This window comes from Flavobacterium sp., from assembly GCF_965284515.1.
GTDB lineage: Bacteria > Bacteroidota > Bacteroidia > Flavobacteriales > Flavobacteriaceae > Flavobacterium.
On sequence record NZ_OZ260089.1, the window covers coordinates 1 to 20,108 of the forward strand.

The following is a 20,108-nucleotide window of genomic DNA, read 5'->3' on the forward strand; positions in this document are numbered from 1 at the left end:
TAAGTAGTTAGTATTCAGTGCTCAATAATTAGTAAACAGTAATTATAAATACAAAATCGCGTTAATTCATTTTATCGCGATTTTTTTATGCAATATATTCTCCCCGCTGAGAACGAACTACTTTCTTATTTATACAAACTTGGGGCTTCTGCTTTCTATTTTCTGTTAACTGCCTTCTAAAATCTGATAACTGAAAACTTATTTTCTTGGATGAAAATTATTAATCACCTCAGTAAGAAACTTCCTGTCTAAATGCATATAAACCTCAGTTGTAGTTATTGACTCATGTCCAAGCATTAATTGTATTGAACGCAAGTCTGCACCATTTTCAAGTAAGTGCGTTGCAAATGAGTGTCTAAATGTATGTGGACTTATGATTTTATTCAAACCCACTTTAACCGCTAAGTCTTTTATAATAGTAAAAACCATAGCCCTTGTTAATTGCTTCCCCCTTCTGTTTAAAAACAAAGTATCTTCATGACCTTTATGAATTTGAAGATGAGAACGAATTAATTCTTTATAAAAAACAATATACTTTTCAGTACTTTCACCAATTGGAACGAAACGCTGCTTATTTCCCTTTCCAGTCACTTTTACAAAACCTTCTTCAAAAAATAAATCCGACAATTTAAGATTAACCAGCTCTGAAACTCTCAATCCACAACTATAAAGCGTTTCAAGCATAGCTCTATTTCTTTCCCCTTCGGGTTTTGATAAATCAATAGCCGCAATCAACTGGTCTATTTCATACGTTGAGAGCGTATCTGGAAGCTTTCTACCTGTTTTAGGCACTTCTATTAGCTCCATAGGCGTATCTACTCTGTAATCTTCGAAAATTAAGTAATTAAAAAAACTTTTTAATCCAGAAATAATTCTCGATTGACTTCTGGCATTTACTTTGGTAGACAATTCATATATAAATTGTTGTACAATTTCTTCAGTAATTGTTATTGGGGTGACTTCTATAGAATTAGATACTAAAAAAGCAATAAGTTTTTCAATATCAAAAGAATAATTTTCAATTGTATTTGCCGACAAACCTCTTTCTAGCTTAAGGTAGTTTTGATATTCTTTTAAATAAGATTGCCAATTGCTCATGCATCAAAAATACAAATTATTCTAAACAAAAAAATCCCGCCGAAGCGGGATTTTGATTATTATTTGGGTTACAAATTAGAATTTGTAGTTAACTCCAAAAGTTACAGCTCTCCAGTCTCCACCGAAACCAAAGTTTGTAGTTGCATCTGCACCATCTCCACCGTTGTCATTAGATGAGAAACCTAATACAGCTACACCAGCTTCGATAGAAAAGTTTGAAGATACGAAATAGTTCATACCTAAACCTAAACCAGCATCAATTACATTGTATTTGAAATCTGCTAATTTGTTTTCCATTGAATTGTAATCTAAACCTAATTGTCCGAATAATGAAAATTGGTTAGATGGAGTAAAGTAGTAACGTCCAAAAGCACCAACACCAAATCCAGCGTCGTCTTGAGTGTCAAATGAACCATTATCAGCTTTCATTGACATGTAACCAATTTTACCTCCAATTGCAATGTTCTCAGTAACAAAGTATCCTACTTGTGGAGCAATTTCAAAAGAATTTGATTTAGCATCACCAGTTGAAGAGCTTCCAAAAACCAAAGCACCTGTTACAAATACATCTCCTTGAGCAAAACCTCCGTTTGAAGTCGTTGCTTCTTCTTGTGCGTTAGCAAAACCTATTGTTAATAATGCTACTGCAGATAATAAAACTTTTTTCATGTTTAGTTTAATTTTAAAGTTATGAGACAAATTTATATTATTTTTTTTAAACACCTAACAAAAAAATGCATTTTATTGTCATTTTTTTCAACAAACAAAGGCTTTTACATTGATTATCAAAAAGTTATAAACGAATAAAACCCCCTATTTTACTGGTAAAAACAGACTTGTTGTTAACAAAAGTTATTAACAATTGTTAATAAATCACTGACTATCAACAAATTCCGTATATCGTTAAAAAAAGCACTTTATCGATTGTAATACTAAAAACAACTAAAATTCGTTAACTAATAAACTAAAACATCATGAGAAAAAGTCTATTTATTACATTAATACTGTGCCTTTGGGTTGGAATTGCTAATGCACAAACTGTAAAATTTGGTATTAAGGCCGGTTTAAATTACGCTAATCTTAGTGGTTCTGACATTCAAACAGATGCAATTACAAGTTATCATGCAGGAATTGTAGCTGACATTAGTTTACTTAACAAGCTATCAGTACAGCCAGAACTTCTTTATTCTACACAAGGGGCGTCCTATGAAAATTTTATTGATGAATATAAAAATGAATTAGGCTACCTGTCTTTACCTGTAATGTTAAAAATCCATTTATCCGATTCTTTTTCATTAGAACTAGGTCCACAAGCTTCTTTCTTATTGAGTAAAAAAGATGAATTTAATTTAAATGATTACAATACATTCGATTTTAGCGCAAATGCAGGTTTTGGTTTAAAAATTACTGAGACGCTATTTGCACAGGCAAGATATTCACTTGGTCTCACCGAAATTTCTAAAAATGCTGATGCCAAAAATAGTGTTGTACAAGTTTCAATTGGTATAATGTTTTAATTTTATTAAACTTTTAAAAAACCATTCTTAAACGGATGGTTTTTTTTATTTTTACAGAAAACCAAACTCATGAAAATAATAATCATTAATGGTCCTAATTTAAATTTATTAGGCAAACGTGAACCTGAAGTTTACGGTTCAACTTCATTTGATGACTATATAAAAGTATTAACTCAAAAATATCCTGATATTAAATTGACTTATTATCAAAGTAACATTGAAGGAGAATTGATTTCTAAAATTCAAGAAGTAGGCTTTGATTATGACGGAATCATATTAAATGCTGGTGCATATACACATACCTCAATAGGAATTGCAGATGCTTTAAAAGCGGTTTCAACTCCTACTATTGAAGTCCATATATCTAATACTTTTTCAAGAGAAACATTCAGGCATCAATCTTATATATCTCCAAATGCAAAAGGCGTAATTATTGGTTTTGGACTAAAGAGTTATGATTTGGCCATTGAAGCTTACTTATAATACAACCTTTTCACTATTAATCTCGTCTATATAACAAACGAACAATAACATCCTATGAAATATTTTTACACCCTTTTATTCTGTGTTTTTTCTGCAACTCTTTTTAGTCAAATAAAAGGAACTGTAACAGATATGGAGGGTAACCCTTTGCCTTTTGTAAACATATATATAGAAAATACATACATTGGAACAACGACAAATGAAATAGGAAAATATGAATTAAACTACACTACTAGTAATAAAGTTAATATCCTTTTTCAATATTTAGGTTATAAAACTCAAAAGCAACATATAGAAGTTGAATCGTTTCCATACCTATTAGATGTAAAATTAGTTGAAGAAAACTTTACACTTAATGAAGTAGTAGTTACTAATGGAATAAATCCTGCAGATGAGTTAATTAAGAAAGCTATTAATGCTAAAAAAATAAACAGTGCTATGACTGATAAGTTTGAAGCAGATTTTTACTCTAGAGGAATTTTTAAAGCAAAAGACATTCCTAAAAAATTCATGGGTGTAGAAATAGGAGACCTCGAAGGAAGTTTAGACTCTACAAGAAGTGGTGTTATTTATTTATCAGAAACGGTATCAAAAATAAAATTTGAAAAACCAGACAACTTGAAAGAAGAAATTATTGCATCAAAAGTTGCTGGAGATGACAATGGATTTAGTTACAATACAGCTTTAAATACTAATTATGATTTTTATGATAATTATGTTGATTTTGGTATTAAAATGATTTCCCCTATTGCTGATAATGCATTCAATTATTACAAATACAAACTAGATGGAACATTTTACGACGATAAAAATCAGTTAATTAACAAAATTGCTGTCTCGGTCAAAAGAGACAAAGAACCTGTTTTTGAGGGGCATATTTATATTGTAGAAGACACATGGGCTATTTATGGATTAGATTTAGACTTAAAAGGTTATCGAATGCAACAGCCTATATTAGAAACCATGAAATTGATTCAAAATTTTAGTTTCAATAAGGAAAATAATTTATGGGTTAAAAACATTCAATCTTTAGATTTTGACGCAGGAATATTTGGAATGAAATTTACTGGTAAATTTACCTATGTTTTCAGCAACTATACTTTCAAAGATTCATTTGAAAAGAAAACTTTTGGAAATGAAATTGTTTCGTTTGCAGAAAATGCAAATAAAAAAGAAGATGCATATTGGAATAACTTTAGACCTGTTCCTTTAACTGAAGAAGAAACCTCTAGTTATTTTAAAAAAGACAGCATACAAACTATTAGAAAATCTCAAACCTATTTAGATTCTATTGACCGTAAGGGAAATAAATTTAAGTTAACTAAAATCATTACTGGATATAGTTATAAAGACACGTATAACAAATGGAATTTCAATTATCAGGGACTTTTAAATTTTTCGTCCTTAAGTTTTAATACTGTACAAGGTTGGAATTTAGACAGTGGATTTTCATTTAGAAAATGGAATGAAGAATCTGGTAAATTCACTTCAATATTATCAACTTTTAATTATGGCTTTGCAGAAGACAGACTGAGAGTTCAAGCGCGGCTTTATCATCGATTTAACAACAAAAATTATGCAAATTTTTCCCTAAGTGGTGGTAGCGCAGTTTCTCAAATAAACAATAGTGAACCAATTGCTCCTTTTATTAATACTTTAAGTACACTTTTATTTAAAAACAATTTCATGAAATTGTACAATAAAGAATTTGTAAAAACCGTATACGGTATGGAAGTTACCAATGGACTTTTTATGAACACCAGCCTAGAATATGAAAACCGACATGCATTATTTAACAATACTGATTATACCTTTATACAATCTGATGATCTTTACAGTTCAAATAATCCTTTAAATCCAACAGATGAATTTAGTATTCCTTTTGCACCTCATCATATTATGAAGTTCAATATTGGAACACGTATTTTATTTGGTCAAAAATACATTTCACGCCCAGACGGAAAATTAAATGTTCCAAATGAAAATTATCCAGTTTTAAGTTTCAATTACGAAAAAGCCTTTTCAGCTTCAAATTCTAATTATACTTATGATTTTATTTCTGGACGAATTGACTATGATAAGTCTATAGGTAATAAAGGAAATTTTGCACTTAGATTAAAAGCAGGTAAATTCTTTAATGCCTCTACTATTTCATTTATAGACTACAAACATTTTAATGGAAATCAAACGCATGTAAACTTCAGGGGAAATTATTTAAATGCTTTCAACCTTTTACCATACTATAGTAATTCAACTAATGATGCTTATGTTGAAACACATGTTGAGCATAACTTTAAAGGGTATATTATGAATAAAATTCCCTTACTAAATAAATTACAATGGAATTTAATAGGAAGTTTTAATCAAATTAATGTTCCTGACACCAAACCTTATCAAGAATTTAGTGTTGGTTTTGACAATATTGGCTTTGGAAAATTTAGGTTTCTTAGAATTGATTATGTTAGAGCTTATCAAAATGGATATTTAGGAGACGGGGTTATGTTTGGCGTTCAGTTTTAAAAAATGAAATAAATTTCGTATTTTAGTTTTTAACTAACCAAAACACAATTAATTATGTCGACTACTAAACCGAGTAAAGCTTTTTGGATAATAAGCGGTGTTGCGCTTTTATGGAATGCTATGGGTGTAAACCAATACCTTCAACAAGCTTACATGACTGATGCTTTTAAAGCAATGTATACAGAAGAACAATTAGCTATAATAACATCTGCTCCATCTTGGGTCATTGCTGTTTTTGCAATTGCAGTATTTGGAGGTTTACTTGGATCATTAGCACTCTTATTAAGAAAAAAGATTGCCATTGTATTATTCATTGTATCTTTAATTGGAATTATCGCTCAAATGTATCATAATTTATTTGTGATTGATTCGGTAGCAATATATGGTCCTGGTGCGGCAATTATGCCAATTATGGTAATCGCTTTTGCACTATTCTTACTTTGGTTTTCTAAATTTTCAGATAAAAAGAATTGGCTATCTTAATTCAAACAAATAACATTAAAATGACCCATTATATAATTAATGGGTTTTATTTTATAAAAACATCGTAACCAAATCGCAATAACGTTATTGCTACAATTACCAAAAAGAAAACTCGAATAAAACCATTTCCCTTTGATATAGCTAGTCGTGCACCTATAAAAGCACCTGTAGCGTTACAAACAGCCATAGGAATAGCAATTGTCCATACAATCTTCCCTTTAATTACAAACAAAGTAATTGAACCAATATTGGTTGCCAAGTTTACTAATTTAGCATTTGTAGAAGCTTGCAAAAAATCAAATCCTAAAATGGCAACAAACGCCATAATTAATAAGCTTCCCGTTCCAGGACCAATAAAGCCATCATAAAAACCTATGAGTATACAAATAATTACTGCATAGATATATTTTCGTTTTGTAGATAGTAAACTTATTTCAAATTGACCAAAATCCTTTTTTAAATAGGTATAAACAAGCAATAAAACTAAAATGATAAACAGAACGGGTTTCATAAAATCGTTTTGCATTACATTTAGTAAACTAGAACCAATAAAAGCAAATGTAAAAGAAACAATAGCCATTACTCCGAATAACTTCCAATCTACTTTTACTTTTTTAAGGTATTGAATAGTAGCAATACTTGTTCCACTAAAACCGGGAATTTTAAGGGTCCCAATAATTGAAGCAACACTTAAGTTGGGTAAAGCTATTAAGGCAACAGGGGTTTGTATTAACCCACCACCACCTACTATTGCATCTACAAAACCTGCTACAAACGAAGCAATACAAAGAATTATGATAATGTATGTATCCATAAACTAAAAAAAGGCTAAGTTCAATATTGAACTTAGCCTTTATATTTATTAAAAATTATATTTCATTAAGCGCGAACAATACTTGCTCCAATAGCAGTTAAACGTTCTCCTATTCTTTCGTAACCTCTATCTATTTGTTCAATATTTTGAATTGTACTTGTTCCTTTTGCAGAAAGAGCTGCAATTAATAAAGAAACTCCTGCTCTAATATCTGGAGAAGACATAGTTGTAGCTTTTAATTGCGATTGGAAATTATGCCCAATAACAATAGCTCTATGTGGATCACAAAGAATAATTTTTGCGCCCATGTCAATTAACTTATCTACGAAGAACAAGCGGCTTTCAAACATTTTTTGATGTATTAAAACTTCTCCTTTTGCTTGAGTTGCCACTACTAAAACAATACTCAATAAATCAGGTGTAAAACCTGGCCATGGAGCATCAGCAATCGTTAAAATAGAGCCGTCAATATCTGTTTTAATTTGGTAACCATTTGTATGTGCAGGTATAAAAATATCATCACCTTTACGCTCTAATGTAATACCTAACTTTCTAAATACATTTGGAATTTGTCCTAAGTTATCCCAACTTACATTTTTAATTGTTATTTCACTTCTTGTCATAGCCGCAAGACCAATCCAAGAACCTATTTCAATCATATCGGGTAAAATTCTATGTTCACATCCAGATAACGTATCAACACCTTCAATAATTAATTTATTTGACCCTACTCCAGAGATTTTTGCTCCCATAGAGTTTAACATAGTACAAAGCTGCTGTAAATAAGGTTCACAAGCTGCATTATATATTGTGGTTACTCCTTCTGCTAAAACAGCAGCCATAACAATATTAGCTGTTCCTGTAACAGACGCTTCGTCTAACAACATATAAGCACCTTTAAGCTTTCCTTCATTTTCTACACCATAAAAATGATCTTCTCTATTGTATCTAAACTTAGCGCCTAAATTAATGAAACCTTCAAAATGTGTATCTAAACGCCTACGCCCTATTTTATCTCCACCTGGTTTTGGAATATATCCTTTTCCAAATCGAGCTAAAAGTGGGCCAACAATCATAATTGAACCTCTTAACGAACCACCTTCTTTTTTAAAAGCTTCTGTTTCTAAATAATTAACATTAACCTCATCTGCTTGGAAGGTATAAGATCCATGTCCGTTTTTCTTAATTTTTACTCCTAAATTACCTAATAACGTTATTAGCTTATTAACATCAATAATATCTGGAATATTTGTAATTGTAACTTTTTCAGAAGTTAACAAAACCGTACATAAAACTTGTAATGCTTCATTTTTAGCACCTTGAGGTGTAATTTCTCCTTTTAATTGTTTTCCTCCTTCTATTTGAAATGTTCCCATGAACTACTATTATTTACGTTTAATATTTTTTGGATTTACTGTTTTCTTTTTATGAATACTCTTAGAATTAGTACCATAATTCGATTTATTCGACATCTTTTTGTTTACTTTCATCAAATTATGAGTTTGAGAAAGCTCTTCATTTGCTTGCGTTAAATTTATTTTACCATTTGAAAGTTCTAATAAATGGTTAAAAATTACGCCATCTTCAACTGTATCTTTATTCCAACTTAAATAGCATTTTTTCATATGATTAGCGATAACCAATACTAATGCATTTTTAAGCTCTCCTTCTTCCCACTTGTTCGCAACATCAATCATGTATTTAATATTATTTCCATAATATCTATACTTTGGGAAATTTTGAGGATACGCTAATTTATCAGGCTTTTTAGTTAACAATTCTCTAGAAGGAATTGGATATGGAGAATCAACATCTAAATTAAAATCGGCCATTATAAATAACTGATCCCATAATTTATGTTGAAAATCGGCAACATCTCTTAAATGAGGATTTAAAGTTCCCATTACCGAAATAATATAATTAGCCGCTTTATTTCTTCGATCTCTATCTTCAATAAGTACCATTTGATCGACTAATTTTTGCAAATGTCTTCCGTACTCTGGTATTATTAAATCAGACCTTAAAGAATTATATTCTAAACTGCTTACTGCTTCTTCTGCTTTAAAATTCATATTTTTATAATGAAATTATTCCTTCAATAGTTGACATTTCTTTGTATTTTTCAATAACATGATCAGGGTCTTTCATTTGAACACTAATTGATACACTCGTGTATTTACCTGTTTTAGATTTTTGACTTTTAATAACTGCTCCCATGTTATTAAAAGCATCCTCAACTTTTAATACTTTTTCTTTGTCTGAAGGTACAATAAATTTGTATAAGTATTCTGTTGGCCAAATAGAAGTATTCGTTAATTCGTCTTTCAACCTTATATAAAACTCTTCTGTTTTCTTATCCATCTTCCTAATCTTTAAAGTAGCAAATATACTTTTTTAAGTTAATAAATACTATTTTGAAAATGCTTAATATAGATAAATTACAGCTCATTTTTAAAAAAAACTTACTTTTGCTTTTTTATATTAGATTTAGAATGAAAAATGAAATTATAGTTTTAATCGGAGGACCAAGTTCTGGAAAATCAACTTTAATCAATGAGTTGATAAAAAACGGACATACTTGTTTCCCAGAAATATCAAGAGAAATAATAAAAAAAGCTCAAGAAGACGGTATTGACCAGTTGTTTCTTGAAAACCCATTACTTTTTAGTGAATTACTTTTAGAAGGAAGGAAAAAGCAATTTTTAGAGGCTCAAAATCACGAATCAAATATTGTTTTCATTGATAGAGGTTTACCAGATGTTGTTGCATACATGGACTTTATTGGAGATACGTATCCTGATTTTTTTACTGACACATGTACTAATCATAAATACACTAATGTTTTTATGCTTCCCCCATGGAAAGAGATTTACACCAGTGATGAAGAACGATATGAAACCTTTGAGCAGGCTTTAGAAATTCATAATCATTTGGTAAAAACCTACGAAAATTTTGGATATCAAATTACAGAAGTACCAAAAGATACTGTAGAAAAAAGAGCAGCGTATATTCTTGAACGAATTTAATTTTTAGTATTTGAATGTCAAGTGAAGCATTATTAATTCTCCAAAAATATTGGAAACACGATAAATTTAGACAACCTCAAGAACAAATTATTCAAAATGTTTTAGAAGGAAAAGATACACTTGCGCTATTACCAACTGGAGGCGGAAAATCGATTTGTTTTCAAGTTCCTGGTATGATGCTAAACGGAATTTGTTTGGTTATTTCTCCCTTAATTGCTTTAATTAAAGATCAAGTAGAAAACTTAGAGAAAAAAAACATTAAAGCTATTGCACTTTTGGGCGGAATTTCCCAAAACGAAACGAGTGATTTACTAGACAATTGCGAATTTGGAAACTATAAGTTCTTGTATTTATCTCCCGAAAGACTTCAGCAAGACTGGATTTTAGAACGTATAAAAAAACTGCCGATAAATTTAATTGCAATTGACGAAGCACATTGTGTAAGCCAATGGGGACATGATTTTAGGCCTGCTTATCTTAAAATAAACGTTTTAAAACAGCATTTTAACAAAACACCTTTTATTGCTTTAACTGCCTCAGCGACCTCAAGAGTTCAAAAAGATATTATTGAGAATTTAAAATTAGAGAACGTATCAACCTACACAAGTAGCTTTAAAAGAGAAAACTTATCCTACTATGTAGTTCAAACAGAAGATAAACTTTATAAAATTGAACAAATATTAAATAAAAACAAACAATCTTCAATTATCTATGTTCGAAATAGAAGATCTTGTATTGAAACATCTGAAAATTTAAATAAACTTGGTTTTTCAAGCACTTTTTATCACGGAGGCTTATCTGTAAAAGATAAAAACTCAAACATGAAGAAGTGGATGAACAACGAATGTCAGGCCATGGTTGCTACCAATGCATTTGGAATGGGAATTGATAAACCAGATGTAAAAACTGTTATTCATATTCAATTACCCGAAAATATTGAAAATTATTATCAAGAAGCAGGAAGAGCCGGAAGGAATGAAGAAAAAGCATTTGCCATATTAATTACAAGTCCGGGTGATATTGAAATAGCAAAAAATCAATTTATAGAAGTATTACCCAACAAAGCTTTTTTGAAAGACGTTTATCACAAGTTAAACAGCTTTTTTCAAATTGCCTATGGAGAAGGTTATAATTTTAATTTTTCGTTTAATTTAAATCATTTCTGTAGTCAGTACAAACTACCTGTAATGAAAACATATAATGCTCTACAATTTTTAGACCGTCAAAGCATCATTTCACTTAGCACTGAGTTTACAGAAAAAACAAGTATTCAATTTATATTAGAAAGTAAGGAAATTATACGCTACATGAGTCTTCATAAAAATGAAGAAGATATTATTACAAATATTCTTCGAACATATACTGGTATATTTGATATTGAAACTAACATAAACACTGTTTTAATTGCAAAAAAATCAAATGTATCAGAAAAAGAAGTAGTAAAAACTCTTGAAAATTTAGAGAAAAGTGGCTGCATTATAATTTCAAAATTAAACAACGACAGTAGTATAACTTTTAACGAAATACGAGAAGACGACTTAACCATTAATAGAGTTTCAAAATATCTAGAAAACCAGAATAACCTAAAAAAAAATCAATTCAAAGAAGTTATTCACTACATTAAAAATGAAGAATGTAAAACCAATTTCATTTTAAATTATTTTGATGAAAAAACAGATGAAAAATGCGGAATTTGTTCTTATTGTATATCATTAAAAAAAACAGACAATACTTTAATTCAGAATCAAATAATAAAACTATTAGAAAAAGAAGCCCCTATTTCTTCTCGTGAAATTGAAAACCAATTAACATTTTCTACAAAAGAAATTTTAAGCGCTTTACAAGTTTTGTTAGAATCAGAAAAAATTAAAATTAACAACATAAATCAATACACGCTCATATAATGGAAAAATTAAAAATTGTATTCATGGGAACTCCAGAGTTCGCAGTAGGAATTTTAGATACTATTTGTCAAAATAAATATGAAGTTGTAGGAGTAATTACAGCTGCCGACAAACCAGCTGGAAGAGGACAAAAAGTAAGTACAAGCGCCGTAAAAGATTATGCTGTTACAAATAATTTAAGACTCCTACAACCTACAAACCTTAAAGATGAAGTATTTATCGAAGAACTAAAATCGCTTAACGCAAATTTATTTGTTGTAGTTGCATTTAGAATGCTACCAGAAGTAGTCTGGAAAATGCCTAAACTTGGAACATTCAATCTACACGCATCTTTACTTCCTCAATATAGAGGCGCAGCCCCAATTAACTGGGCGATTATAAATGGAGAAGAAAAAACAGGAGTAACTACATTTTTTATTGATGACAAAATTGATACAGGAGCAATGATTCTTCAATCAGAAACTTCTATCTCTAAAAATGAAACAGCAGGAGAATTACACGACAGGTTAATAGAAATAGGAAGTAAAGCAGTTATAGAAAGCTTAGAACTAATAGAAAAAGGCAATGCTAAACCTCAACAACAAGATGATAGTTTAATAACCAAAACAGCTTATAAACTAAATAAAGACAATTGTAAAATTGACTGGAATAAATCTGGAGTTGAAATCCATAATCATATTAGAGGATTATCGCCATATCCTGCTTCTTGGACTATTTTAAAAGACAATGAAAATGAATGGAATATGAAAATTTATGAATCAATATTTACAGAAGAAGAACACCAATTAAAAATAGGAACAGTTATAACCTCTAAAAAAGAATTATCTATTGCTGTAAAAAAAGGAATGCTTTCAATTAAAGTATTACAATTCCCAGGAAAGAAAAAAATGAAGACTCATGAATTATTAAACGGAATACAATTGACCGAAAATGCTATGGTAATCTAACCCTTGAAAACACTAGTACTCACGTAAAATATTAAAAAACAACAAATGTTATTAACATTTACCTTGTTTTATTAACATTTCAACCTAAAAACACACTAAACACTTGCATAGTTCAGTTATACTACTAAATTTGTAAAGAATTAAATAAGTTTAACCAAATATAAACACTTTTATTATGAACAAATCAGAATTAATCGATGCAATGGCAGCTTCTGCTGGAATTACAAAAGCAGCTGCTAAATTAGCTTTAGAATCTTTTTTAGAAAACGTAGGTGGTACACTTAAAAAAGGTGGAAGAGTTTCATTAGTAGGTTTTGGATCTTGGTCAGTTTCTAACAGAGCTGCAAGAGATGGTAGAAATCCTCAAACTGGAAAAACTATCAAAATTGCTGCAAAAAATGTAGTAAAATTTAAAGCTGGTGCTGATTTAGACGGAGCTGTAAATAAAAAATAATTAACTATTATTTTATAAATAAGAGTCCTGCAAATTGCAGGACTTTTTTTATTTAAAAAACTTTTTCTTGATTTTGTAAACATTTTTTGATAATTTTAGTAAAAAATACTGTGACTATGATTTCAGTTTTACCAAAAAAAGGACATTTACTAATAGCTGAGCCTACTAACCTTGGTGATAATTCATTTAATCGCTCAGTTATTTTATTATCTGAACATAATAATGAAGGTTCAGTTGGTTTTATTTTAAATAAACCGCTAAAATACAAGGTAAGTGATTTAATTCCTGATATTAAAATCCCATTCAAAATATATAATGGAGGTCCAGTTGAACAAGACAATGTATATTTTATTCATAATGTACCCGAATTAATTCCTGGGAGTATAGAAATTGCTGATGGAATTTTTTGGGGTGGAGATTTTCAAACTGCAAAAGACTTAATTAATGAAGAGAGAATTTCTAAGAAAAATATTAGATTTTTCCTAGGATATAGTGGTTGGGATAAAAAACAACTAAACAGAGAGCTTAAAGAAAACTCTTGGATAATTACCCAAAATGAACTTAAAAGTAAAATACTATCAAAGTCTACTCAAGATTTTTGGAAAGAAAAAATAAAAGAACAAGGTGGAGATTATATTCTATATTCAAATGCACCTGAAGATCCTAACCTTAATTAAGCCTTATCTTAGCATTTAATCGTCCAATTATTTTAGCTGAGAGAGTTGAAGTAAATTCTTTTTTACGGTACTTTGAAACTGGTTGGATTCCAATAATTACATTTGAAATAAATAACTCGTCTGCTTTTTGCAAATCAAAAGGAGAAATTGATTTCTCAACAAACTTTACATCTTCCATTTTAGAAGCAATTTCAATAATTTGCTTTCTCATAATTCCATTTAAACAACCGTCAGACAATGGAGGAGTAATCAATTCATCGTTTAAAAGCATAAAAACATTTCCTTGTAGTGCCTCAACAACATTTTTATCGTCATTTAAAAGCAAACAATTATCATAACCATTTTCATTCGCAAAAACACTACCCGTTATTTGAATCATTTTATTATTAGACTTCAAAGTAGACAATAATTGCTTTGTAACATAAGAATCCTTAAACAATTCAACTTCATATGCTGAATCATTTATTGAATACATAACATTTTCTAATTTTGATATTGTGACAACAAACTCGGTTTCGTTTGTTTTTGGTAGATAAAAACCATTTCCAGATCTAAATACAGAAAATCTTACCCTGCAGTCATTATCAATTTGAGTTGATGCATTTAAAAGATTCAATACTTGATTTTCAAAAAATTCCATAGTGAAATTCATAGGAATTTCCATTCTACAAATTCGCATAGAAGCCATTAGCCTAAAATAATGATCCTCTAGGAACAATATTTTATTATTTACAACTTTCATTGTTTCAAATACACTATCACCAAATAAGAAACCTCTATTGTTCTCTATAACTAAATTACTTGAATCCTGTATTGTACCGTTAAAATTTACCATAAAAAAATCCCGCTTTTTAATGCGGGACAAATATAAGTTATTAATTGGTTTTATTAAACCGAACCGATTACATGTTTTAAATCAGAAATTTGATTTTCCCACAACAACTTTGATTCTTCTAATTCATCTTCTTCTGCAAAATCAATTACCACAATAGAGACGTCTTTTGTAATCTCATCTTCTTCGATTTTAATCTCAAAAAAATACTCACTATCATTACCATCTTCATCAAGCCATCTAAATTTTATTCGTTCACCTGTACGTTTAGATATCAGTTTAGCTTTTTCTTCAGAGTCATCCCAAATGAACGTAAAAAGTTCTCCACGAGAATTTACGTTATCTGCAAACCATTCTGACAAACCAGATGGAGTTGAAATATAATTATAAAGCATTGAGGTTGAGGCGTGTATTGGGAATTCTAATTCGTATTTTACTTTATCACTCATTTTATATTCATTTATTTTGGAAATATAGAAATTAAATTGAAATTACAAAAACAAAAAAGGCTATATTTTTTTAAAAAGTTTATTTGTTTAAAATAGAAATAGTTTTATATTTGCACCCGCATTGAGGGAGAGACTTAGTGTGTATTTAATGGCGAGGTAGCTCAGTTGGTTAGAGCGCAGGATTCATACCCCTGAGGTCGGCAGTTCGAATCTGCCTCTCGCTACAGAAAATAAGTTTATAAAAATCAACGGTTTAGTGTACACTAAACCGTTTTTTTATGTCTAAGTATTTCTTATTTTTACAAACAGTACACGATACCGTACACGATTTAGGGTATAACGCAATCCAAAAAAGCATGATTAAAAGCAACTTTTCCACTCCTAAAATATTCACTGGTGGTGTGGATATTAATGATTGGAAAAAACTTTCCCCTCAAGATAAAAAGAGAGCTCTTTCAAAAGACTGGTATATCTATTATAGTTTTAGAGACAAAGAAACTGGAAAACTAAAAAGAATGCCCAATGTAAAAGGCGGAGTAAACAGACTCAAAACAATGAGTGAAAGAATGAGTTATCTTAAAATCATGAGTGACTCCCTACTCTATTTATTAGAAAAAGGACTCAACCCCTATGAGCAAAATGATCTTACATGTTTAAATGAAAAACCAAAAGCTGATTCAAAAATTAAAAAGCCAATTGAGGTTGAAAAAACAATACAAATAAAAGAATCTAAAGTTGTTGCAACAGATTGCAATGAAGATCAACCAAATGACTTCACAAGCATTAAAGAGGCACTTGATTTTGCCTTAGAAATGAAAAAAGGAGTATTAAGCGCTAATTCATTTAAAAACTTTGAATTAAGAATTAGAAAATACCGTAGAAGTTTAAATGAAGATTTACCTATTAGTTCAATAACAAAGAAAAGTGTAAATGATTTTTTAAACGATGTATTAGTTAAGACATCAGCTAGAACCCGAAACAATACCAGAGTAGATTTAAGTTCATTGTTTCAAGTTTTAGAAGACAACGAAATGATAGCTACAAATTTCATCAAAAGCATAAGTCTTTTAAAAACTGTCCCAGAGAGAAACAAAACATATACCCCAACAATGCAAAATGATATCTTTAATTATTTAGAAGAATCAGATCCATTGTTATTGTTATTTATAAAGTTTGTGAGTTATAATTTTTTAAGACCTGTAGAAGTTTGTAGACTTAAAGTTCGTGATATTGATGTTAAAGACAAAAAGCTTTACATTAAAGCAAAAAACAAAGCAGTAAAAATTAAGATTATCCCAGAAAAACTAATCAAAGAACTACCTGATTTGACAAAACTAAATCAAGATAATTATCTGTTTACTCCTATAGGATATGGTCTTGAATGGGAAGCAACAGAAAACAACAGAAGAGATCATTTTACAAAACGTTTCAAAGAAGTTGTTAAAGATCAATTTAAACTAGGACCTGATTATGGTCTTTACAGTTTTAGACACACCTTTATAACTAAACTATACCGAAATATTAGAGAAGAAAGTACTCAATTTGAAGCAAAAAGTATTTTAATGGGCATTACTGGTCATACAACTATGACAGCTCTCGAAAAATATTTACGCGATATAGATGCAGAACTTCCAGAAGATTATTCAAAACTGTTGATTTAAATTGCAAGGAATTGCAACTTAGATTTACAATGTAATAATCGCTGTATTTAAAAGGTATAAAGTACTAATAAACAGGTATTTAATTTAAATAAAGAAATTGCAATTTATTGCAATTGAATTAGAAAATAAAATAAGAAGGCATTACTAAAATGACAGATATAAGTACCAAAACAAATTTATTAATTGAAGAGTTACACAACTACTTCATTTTTTACATACCCAAATCTTCTTTTATGAATTTTTTAAAGGAATATAAAATTGACTATGATAAATTAAGTCAATTAGATCCTTTCATAAATAAAGTAACATACATAGAAAATCAAAACTTTTATTTATTTAAAAAAAGCCCTTTTGAAATAAGTGAATTAACTTTTAAAATTAACAATCTATGTAAAAACACATTTCATCTTTTTGATTTAAAAGAAAACCTTCAACCTGACACTTTTAAATTTATTTTAAAAAAATACCAAGATCAATTAATTTTTCATTTTACAGCAGCAACTCTTTTAGTTGATAACTATGAAGAATTTTGCAACGAAAAATCAAACGACTTAAAAAATATTTTAGAACTTCAACTAACCATAATCAAAAATCATAGTAATGAGATCAAAACGCATTTTGAATCATTGCAACAAATTGAAACTAATTTCAATTTGTTGCAATTACCAGATTTGAACTCCATGAAAAGTGAGATTATAAAACCCGACTCTGAAATATACTCCTTCTTATTAAAGAAAAAACCAAAAAAGAAAAAATTAAACAAAGAAGATGCAATTGCATTTTTATTGAAAACTGTTTTTAGTAAAAAAACTAGTTAATGAAATAAATTAATGCAATAAAAAAACTGTAAATGAGGTAAACCGTAAAATAGTTCCTAATCTTACTTCTATTTTTGTCAGAATAGTGGAGTTCAGAGACCACACAAAAAACGAGGTGTAACCGAAAAACCTATAGAGTAGGAACTAAAAATCTATTAAAAATGATTAAAAAATCTTATTTCAAAGTAACAGCCCTTTTAATGGCAACATCAATTTTACTATCTAGTTGCGCGTCAATTGTAAGTAAAAGCAGTTATCCAATAACTATTAATAGTGCTCCAAGTGAAGCACAAATTGTTATTAAAGACAAAAAAGGTGTTGAAATTTTTTCAGGTCAAACACCTGCAACTTTAAAACTTAAATCTGGAAGTGGATTTTTTGGTAAAGCAAGATACCAAGTAACTTTTACGAAAAAAGGTTATAATACAAAAACAGTTCCGGTTGAATTTAAACTTGATGGTTGGTATTTTGGAAACTTGCTTTTAGGAGGTGTTTTAGGAATGTTGATTATCGATCCTGCTACAGGAGCTATGTATAAGTTAGATACTGAATTTATCAATGAGACTTTAGTTCAATCTACTGCAAGTTTGCAAAAAGAAGAGTTTAAAATTTATGCTTTGGATGAGATTCCAACAGCGTGGAAAAACCACTTAGTACAACTTGAAAAATAAATTTTAGAATTACTGATGTTTCTACACATAGCAGTTAAGAGAATACTATTTCTTTTAACTGCTATTTTAATTTTATAATAAACCTATTATCAAAGGGTATTTTTTTTATATTTTTAAGACATGAAAAACAACCTTTTTTATTCCCTAATTTTATTACTAATTCTAGTATTAAATTCGTGTTCCTTTTTAGAACAAAAAGAGCCTAAAGTAGATTTTGAAATCATTAAGCAAAAGGCATTAGATGCTGAACATAATACTAAATTAGATAGTGCATTTTATTATTTGAACACCATTTCAAATGATGAAAATTACATAGTTGACAATCGAGTTTATGCAAAACTTGAAAAAGCCAGATTGTATTATTTACAATGTGATTACATTGAATCTGAAGCAGAAACTATTGAAGCCATAGCCATCAATACAAATCCTGTATATAATTCATTTTTACACAATATGTTAGGTACTGCTTTTCAAGAACAAAGAAAATTTGACAAAGCAATAGAGCAATTAGATTTAGCCTCAAAAAACACTACCGACTCACTACACAATGCAGTGATTCAAAGCAACCTTTCCCTTGTGTATTTAGATAATGAAGAGTACAGTAAAGCGATACAAACCTTAGAACCGCTTTTAAACAACAAAGCATTAAAAGACAATCCATTTTACTTTTCAAAAGTTATTGATAATTTAGGCTATGCCTATTTAAAAAAAGGCTTACCTGAGGCTAAAACTTTTATAGAAAAAGGGTTACTGCTAAGAGACAGCATTGATGATAATTTCAGTAAAATAGCATCTTATGTTCATTTGGCAAACTACTATGAGCAACAATCAGATATAGAAAAAACAAATGAATTTGCTTTAAAAGCGTATTCAATTGCAACTGCATCGAAGAGTCCGGATGATCGTTTAGAAGCATTAGACCTACTCATTAAAAACAATTCTAACAATAAAGAATGGTATTTAAAGTATGCGCATATAAATGACAGTATCCTAAAGGATAGGAATATTAATAAAAATCAATTTGCTCAAATAAAATACGACGCTACTAAAGCAGAAAACAAAGCAAAATTACATAAGGAGCAAAAAGAAAAACTGACTATTGCCATTGTGGCTATTGTTTTGCTTTCACTTATAAGTTTTATCCTAATTCGAATTAAAAACAAACAAAAACAACTGAAAACCGTTTACGATACTGAAACGCGTATCTCTAAACAATTGCATGACGAACTTGCAAATGATGTTTTTAACACTTTGACTTTTGCTGAAAATCAAGATATTTCAACTTCAGATAATAAAGAAAAGATCATTCAAGAATTGGATAACATTTATAAAAGAACTAGATCTATCTCGCATGAAAACAGTTCGATAGATGTAGGAGAAAAATACAATACTGAATTGCAAATGTTATTGAGTAATTTTAGGACGCAACATGTACAAGTCATCACTAAGGGTATTGACAGTATCACTTGGAATAGTATTAACTCTAGTAAAAAAATAATTATTTATAGGGTATTACAAGAGTTGATGATTAACATGAAAAAACACAGTTCATGCTCAGTAGTTTATATAACAATAGCGGCAGCTGACAACGATTTGGAAATAAAATATGCAGACAACGGAGTTGGCTTTAAAGAAGAAAAATTTAAAAATGGTTTGTCAAATGTGGAAAACCGTATAAAAAGCATAAAAGGAAGAATTACTTTTGAATCTGTTAATGGGTTAAAAGTAAAAATCAACCTTCCAATTTAAAAAAT

Annotated in this window: 21 protein-coding genes and 1 tRNA gene; 14 read left to right on the forward strand and 8 right to left on the reverse strand. The window is 29.5% G+C overall.

The genetic code is table 11. The annotated features are described in order from the left end of the window. Positions 1 to 198 precede the first annotated feature (198 nt). Entirely contained in the window at positions 199 to 1,098 is a 900-nt protein-coding gene (xerD, locus tag ACQ65T_RS00005; protein WP_430399067.1) for a site-specific tyrosine recombinase XerD, read from the reverse strand. 75 nt (positions 1,099 to 1,173) lie between these two features. After that, positions 1,174 to 1,767, reverse strand: a complete 594-nt coding sequence (locus tag ACQ65T_RS00010) for an outer membrane beta-barrel protein (protein WP_430399068.1) — start codon at positions 1,765 to 1,767, stop codon at positions 1,174 to 1,176. A gap of 305 nt (positions 1,768 to 2,072) precedes the next feature. Here ACQ65T_RS00010 and ACQ65T_RS00015 point away from each other — a divergent pair, with 305 nt between their 5' ends. From ACQ65T_RS00015 to ACQ65T_RS00030, 4 genes are all read left to right on the forward strand, one after another. Next, positions 2,073 to 2,615, forward strand: coding sequence for a porin family protein (locus ACQ65T_RS00015; RefSeq protein ID WP_430399069.1), 543 nt, complete (start codon positions 2,073 to 2,075; stop codon positions 2,613 to 2,615). Positions 2,616 to 2,684: 69 nt separating this feature from the next. Beyond that, positions 2,685 to 3,098: a type II 3-dehydroquinate dehydratase gene (gene aroQ, locus ACQ65T_RS00020; protein ID WP_430399070.1), complete on the forward strand. Its 414-nt coding sequence runs from the start codon at positions 2,685 to 2,687 to the stop codon at positions 3,096 to 3,098. 54 nt (positions 3,099 to 3,152) lie between these two features. Next, on the forward strand, positions 3,153 to 5,618 hold the full coding sequence (locus ACQ65T_RS00025) for a DUF5686 and carboxypeptidase regulatory-like domain-containing protein (RefSeq protein WP_430399071.1): 2,466 nt from the start codon (positions 3,153 to 3,155) through the stop codon (positions 5,616 to 5,618). A 54-nt stretch (positions 5,619 to 5,672) separates the two neighbouring features. After that, positions 5,673 to 6,101, forward strand: a complete 429-nt coding sequence (locus ACQ65T_RS00030) for a hypothetical protein (protein ID WP_430399072.1) — start codon at positions 5,673 to 5,675, stop codon at positions 6,099 to 6,101. 46 nt (positions 6,102 to 6,147) lie between these two features. Here ACQ65T_RS00030 and ACQ65T_RS00035 read toward each other — a convergent pair whose 3' ends face one another. The 4 genes from ACQ65T_RS00035 to ACQ65T_RS00050 all read right to left on the reverse strand — a co-directional run bounded on the left by ACQ65T_RS00035 (position 6,148) and on the right by ACQ65T_RS00050 (position 9,276). Beyond that, positions 6,148 to 6,915 carry a sulfite exporter TauE/SafE family protein gene (locus ACQ65T_RS00035; protein ID WP_430399073.1) on the reverse strand — a complete coding sequence of 256 codons (768 nt, stop codon included), beginning with the start codon at positions 6,913 to 6,915 and terminating at the stop codon, positions 6,148 to 6,150. A gap of 65 nt (positions 6,916 to 6,980) precedes the next feature. After that, on the reverse strand, positions 6,981 to 8,291 hold the full coding sequence (gene murA, locus ACQ65T_RS00040; RefSeq protein ID WP_430399074.1) for a UDP-N-acetylglucosamine 1-carboxyvinyltransferase: 1,311 nt from the start codon (positions 8,289 to 8,291) through the stop codon (positions 6,981 to 6,983). Positions 8,292 to 8,300: 9 nt separating this feature from the next. Then, positions 8,301 to 8,987, reverse strand: a complete 687-nt coding sequence (locus ACQ65T_RS00045) for a DUF4290 domain-containing protein (protein WP_430399075.1) — start codon at positions 8,985 to 8,987, stop codon at positions 8,301 to 8,303. Between the two features lie 4 nt (positions 8,988 to 8,991). After that, the gene (locus ACQ65T_RS00050; RefSeq protein ID WP_430399076.1) at positions 8,992 to 9,276 is read right to left on the reverse strand and encodes a DUF493 family protein; all 285 of its coding nucleotides are present in this window, start codon (positions 9,274 to 9,276) and stop codon (positions 8,992 to 8,994) included. A gap of 131 nt (positions 9,277 to 9,407) precedes the next feature. Here ACQ65T_RS00050 and ACQ65T_RS00055 point away from each other — a divergent pair, with 131 nt between their 5' ends. The 5 genes from ACQ65T_RS00055 to ACQ65T_RS00075 all read left to right on the forward strand — a co-directional run bounded on the left by ACQ65T_RS00055 (position 9,408) and on the right by ACQ65T_RS00075 (position 13,923). Next, positions 9,408 to 9,941, forward strand: a complete 534-nt coding sequence (locus ACQ65T_RS00055) for an AAA family ATPase (protein WP_430399077.1) — start codon at positions 9,408 to 9,410, stop codon at positions 9,939 to 9,941. A 14-nt stretch (positions 9,942 to 9,955) separates the two neighbouring features. Beyond that, positions 9,956 to 11,845 (forward strand): RecQ family ATP-dependent DNA helicase, encoded by a 1,890-nt coding sequence (locus ACQ65T_RS00060; protein ID WP_430399078.1) that lies wholly within the window; start codon positions 9,956 to 9,958, stop codon positions 11,843 to 11,845. After that, the gene (fmt, locus tag ACQ65T_RS00065) at positions 11,845 to 12,792 is read left to right on the forward strand and encodes a methionyl-tRNA formyltransferase (protein ID WP_430399079.1); all 948 of its coding nucleotides are present in this window, start codon (positions 11,845 to 11,847) and stop codon (positions 12,790 to 12,792) included. The genes ACQ65T_RS00060 and fmt overlap by 1 nt, the downstream gene beginning before the upstream one ends. A gap of 175 nt (positions 12,793 to 12,967) precedes the next feature. Then, entirely contained in the window at positions 12,968 to 13,246 is a 279-nt protein-coding gene (locus ACQ65T_RS00070; RefSeq protein WP_430399080.1) for an HU family DNA-binding protein, read from the forward strand. Between the two features lie 116 nt (positions 13,247 to 13,362). After that, a complete protein-coding gene (locus ACQ65T_RS00075; protein WP_430399081.1) occupies positions 13,363 to 13,923 on the forward strand; it encodes a YqgE/AlgH family protein in 561 nt (186 codons plus the stop codon). Here the strand turns inward: ACQ65T_RS00075 and ACQ65T_RS00080 are convergent. Both ACQ65T_RS00080 and ACQ65T_RS00085 read right to left on the reverse strand, forming a co-directional pair. Further along, entirely contained in the window at positions 13,916 to 14,758 is an 843-nt protein-coding gene (locus ACQ65T_RS00080; RefSeq protein ID WP_430399082.1) for an aminotransferase class IV, read from the reverse strand. The genes ACQ65T_RS00075 and ACQ65T_RS00080 overlap by 8 nt on opposite strands. Positions 14,759 to 14,811: 53 nt before the next feature. Further along, entirely contained in the window at positions 14,812 to 15,204 is a 393-nt protein-coding gene (locus tag ACQ65T_RS00085) for an START-like domain-containing protein (RefSeq protein WP_430399083.1), read from the reverse strand. A 150-nt stretch (positions 15,205 to 15,354) separates the two neighbouring features. Here ACQ65T_RS00085 and ACQ65T_RS00090 point away from each other — a divergent pair. The 5 genes from ACQ65T_RS00090 (at position 15,355) to ACQ65T_RS00110 (ending at position 20,103) form a co-directional block, all read left to right on the forward strand. Further along, a tRNA-Met gene (locus tag ACQ65T_RS00090) sits at positions 15,355 to 15,428 on the forward strand. 54 nt (positions 15,429 to 15,482) lie between these two features. Further along, complete coding sequence (locus ACQ65T_RS00095) at positions 15,483 to 16,865, forward strand: tyrosine-type recombinase/integrase (protein WP_430399084.1); 1,383 nt, start codon at positions 15,483 to 15,485, stop codon at positions 16,863 to 16,865. 233 nt (positions 16,866 to 17,098) lie between these two features. Continuing rightward, positions 17,099 to 17,683 (forward strand): hypothetical protein, encoded by a 585-nt coding sequence (locus ACQ65T_RS00100; RefSeq protein ID WP_430399085.1) that lies wholly within the window; start codon positions 17,099 to 17,101, stop codon positions 17,681 to 17,683. A 161-nt stretch (positions 17,684 to 17,844) separates the two neighbouring features. Continuing rightward, positions 17,845 to 18,354, forward strand: coding sequence for a hypothetical protein (locus ACQ65T_RS00105; RefSeq protein WP_430399086.1), 510 nt, complete (start codon positions 17,845 to 17,847; stop codon positions 18,352 to 18,354). Between the two features lie 120 nt (positions 18,355 to 18,474). After that, positions 18,475 to 20,103, forward strand: a complete 1,629-nt coding sequence (locus tag ACQ65T_RS00110; RefSeq protein ID WP_430399087.1) for a tetratricopeptide repeat-containing sensor histidine kinase — start codon at positions 18,475 to 18,477, stop codon at positions 20,101 to 20,103. Positions 20,104 to 20,108: the final 5 nt, after the last annotated feature.

Coding starts and splice junctions, on each gene's coding strand:
- ACQ65T_RS00080 (WP_430399082.1), bottom strand. CDS start 14,758: ATGGTAAATTTTAACGGTACAATACAGGATTCAAGTAATTTAGTTATA.
- ACQ65T_RS00055 (WP_430399077.1), top strand. CDS start 9,408: ATGAAAAATGAAATTATAGTTTTAATCGGAGGACCAAGTTCTGGAAAA.
- ACQ65T_RS00085 (WP_430399083.1), bottom strand. CDS start 15,204: ATGAGTGATAAAGTAAAATACGAATTAGAATTCCCAATACACGCCTCA.
- ACQ65T_RS00075 (WP_430399081.1), top strand. CDS start 13,363: ATGATTTCAGTTTTACCAAAAAAAGGACATTTACTAATAGCTGAGCCT.
- ACQ65T_RS00095 (WP_430399084.1), top strand. CDS start 15,483: ATGTCTAAGTATTTCTTATTTTTACAAACAGTACACGATACCGTACAC.
- ACQ65T_RS00105 (WP_430399086.1), top strand. CDS start 17,845: ATGATTAAAAAATCTTATTTCAAAGTAACAGCCCTTTTAATGGCAACA.
- ACQ65T_RS00050 (WP_430399076.1), bottom strand. CDS start 9,276: ATGGATAAGAAAACAGAAGAGTTTTATATAAGGTTGAAAGACGAATTA.
- ACQ65T_RS00015 (WP_430399069.1), top strand. CDS start 2,073: ATGAGAAAAAGTCTATTTATTACATTAATACTGTGCCTTTGGGTTGGA.
- ACQ65T_RS00035 (WP_430399073.1), bottom strand. CDS start 6,915: ATGGATACATACATTATCATAATTCTTTGTATTGCTTCGTTTGTAGCA.
- ACQ65T_RS00045 (WP_430399075.1), bottom strand. CDS start 8,987: ATGAATTTTAAAGCAGAAGAAGCAGTAAGCAGTTTAGAATATAATTCT.
- ACQ65T_RS00030 (WP_430399072.1), top strand. CDS start 5,673: ATGTCGACTACTAAACCGAGTAAAGCTTTTTGGATAATAAGCGGTGTT.
- murA (WP_430399074.1), bottom strand. CDS start 8,291: ATGGGAACATTTCAAATAGAAGGAGGAAAACAATTAAAAGGAGAAATT.
- xerD (WP_430399067.1), bottom strand. CDS start 1,098: ATGAGCAATTGGCAATCTTATTTAAAAGAATATCAAAACTACCTTAAG.
- ACQ65T_RS00100 (WP_430399085.1), top strand. CDS start 17,099: ATGAATTTTTTAAAGGAATATAAAATTGACTATGATAAATTAAGTCAA.
- ACQ65T_RS00025 (WP_430399071.1), top strand. CDS start 3,153: ATGAAATATTTTTACACCCTTTTATTCTGTGTTTTTTCTGCAACTCTT.
- fmt (WP_430399079.1), top strand. CDS start 11,845: ATGGAAAAATTAAAAATTGTATTCATGGGAACTCCAGAGTTCGCAGTA.
- aroQ (WP_430399070.1), top strand. CDS start 2,685: ATGAAAATAATAATCATTAATGGTCCTAATTTAAATTTATTAGGCAAA.
- ACQ65T_RS00010 (WP_430399068.1), bottom strand. CDS start 1,767: ATGAAAAAAGTTTTATTATCTGCAGTAGCATTATTAACAATAGGTTTT.
- ACQ65T_RS00110 (WP_430399087.1), top strand. CDS start 18,475: ATGAAAAACAACCTTTTTTATTCCCTAATTTTATTACTAATTCTAGTA.
- ACQ65T_RS00060 (WP_430399078.1), top strand. CDS start 9,956: ATGTCAAGTGAAGCATTATTAATTCTCCAAAAATATTGGAAACACGAT.
- ACQ65T_RS00070 (WP_430399080.1), top strand. CDS start 12,968: ATGAACAAATCAGAATTAATCGATGCAATGGCAGCTTCTGCTGGAATT.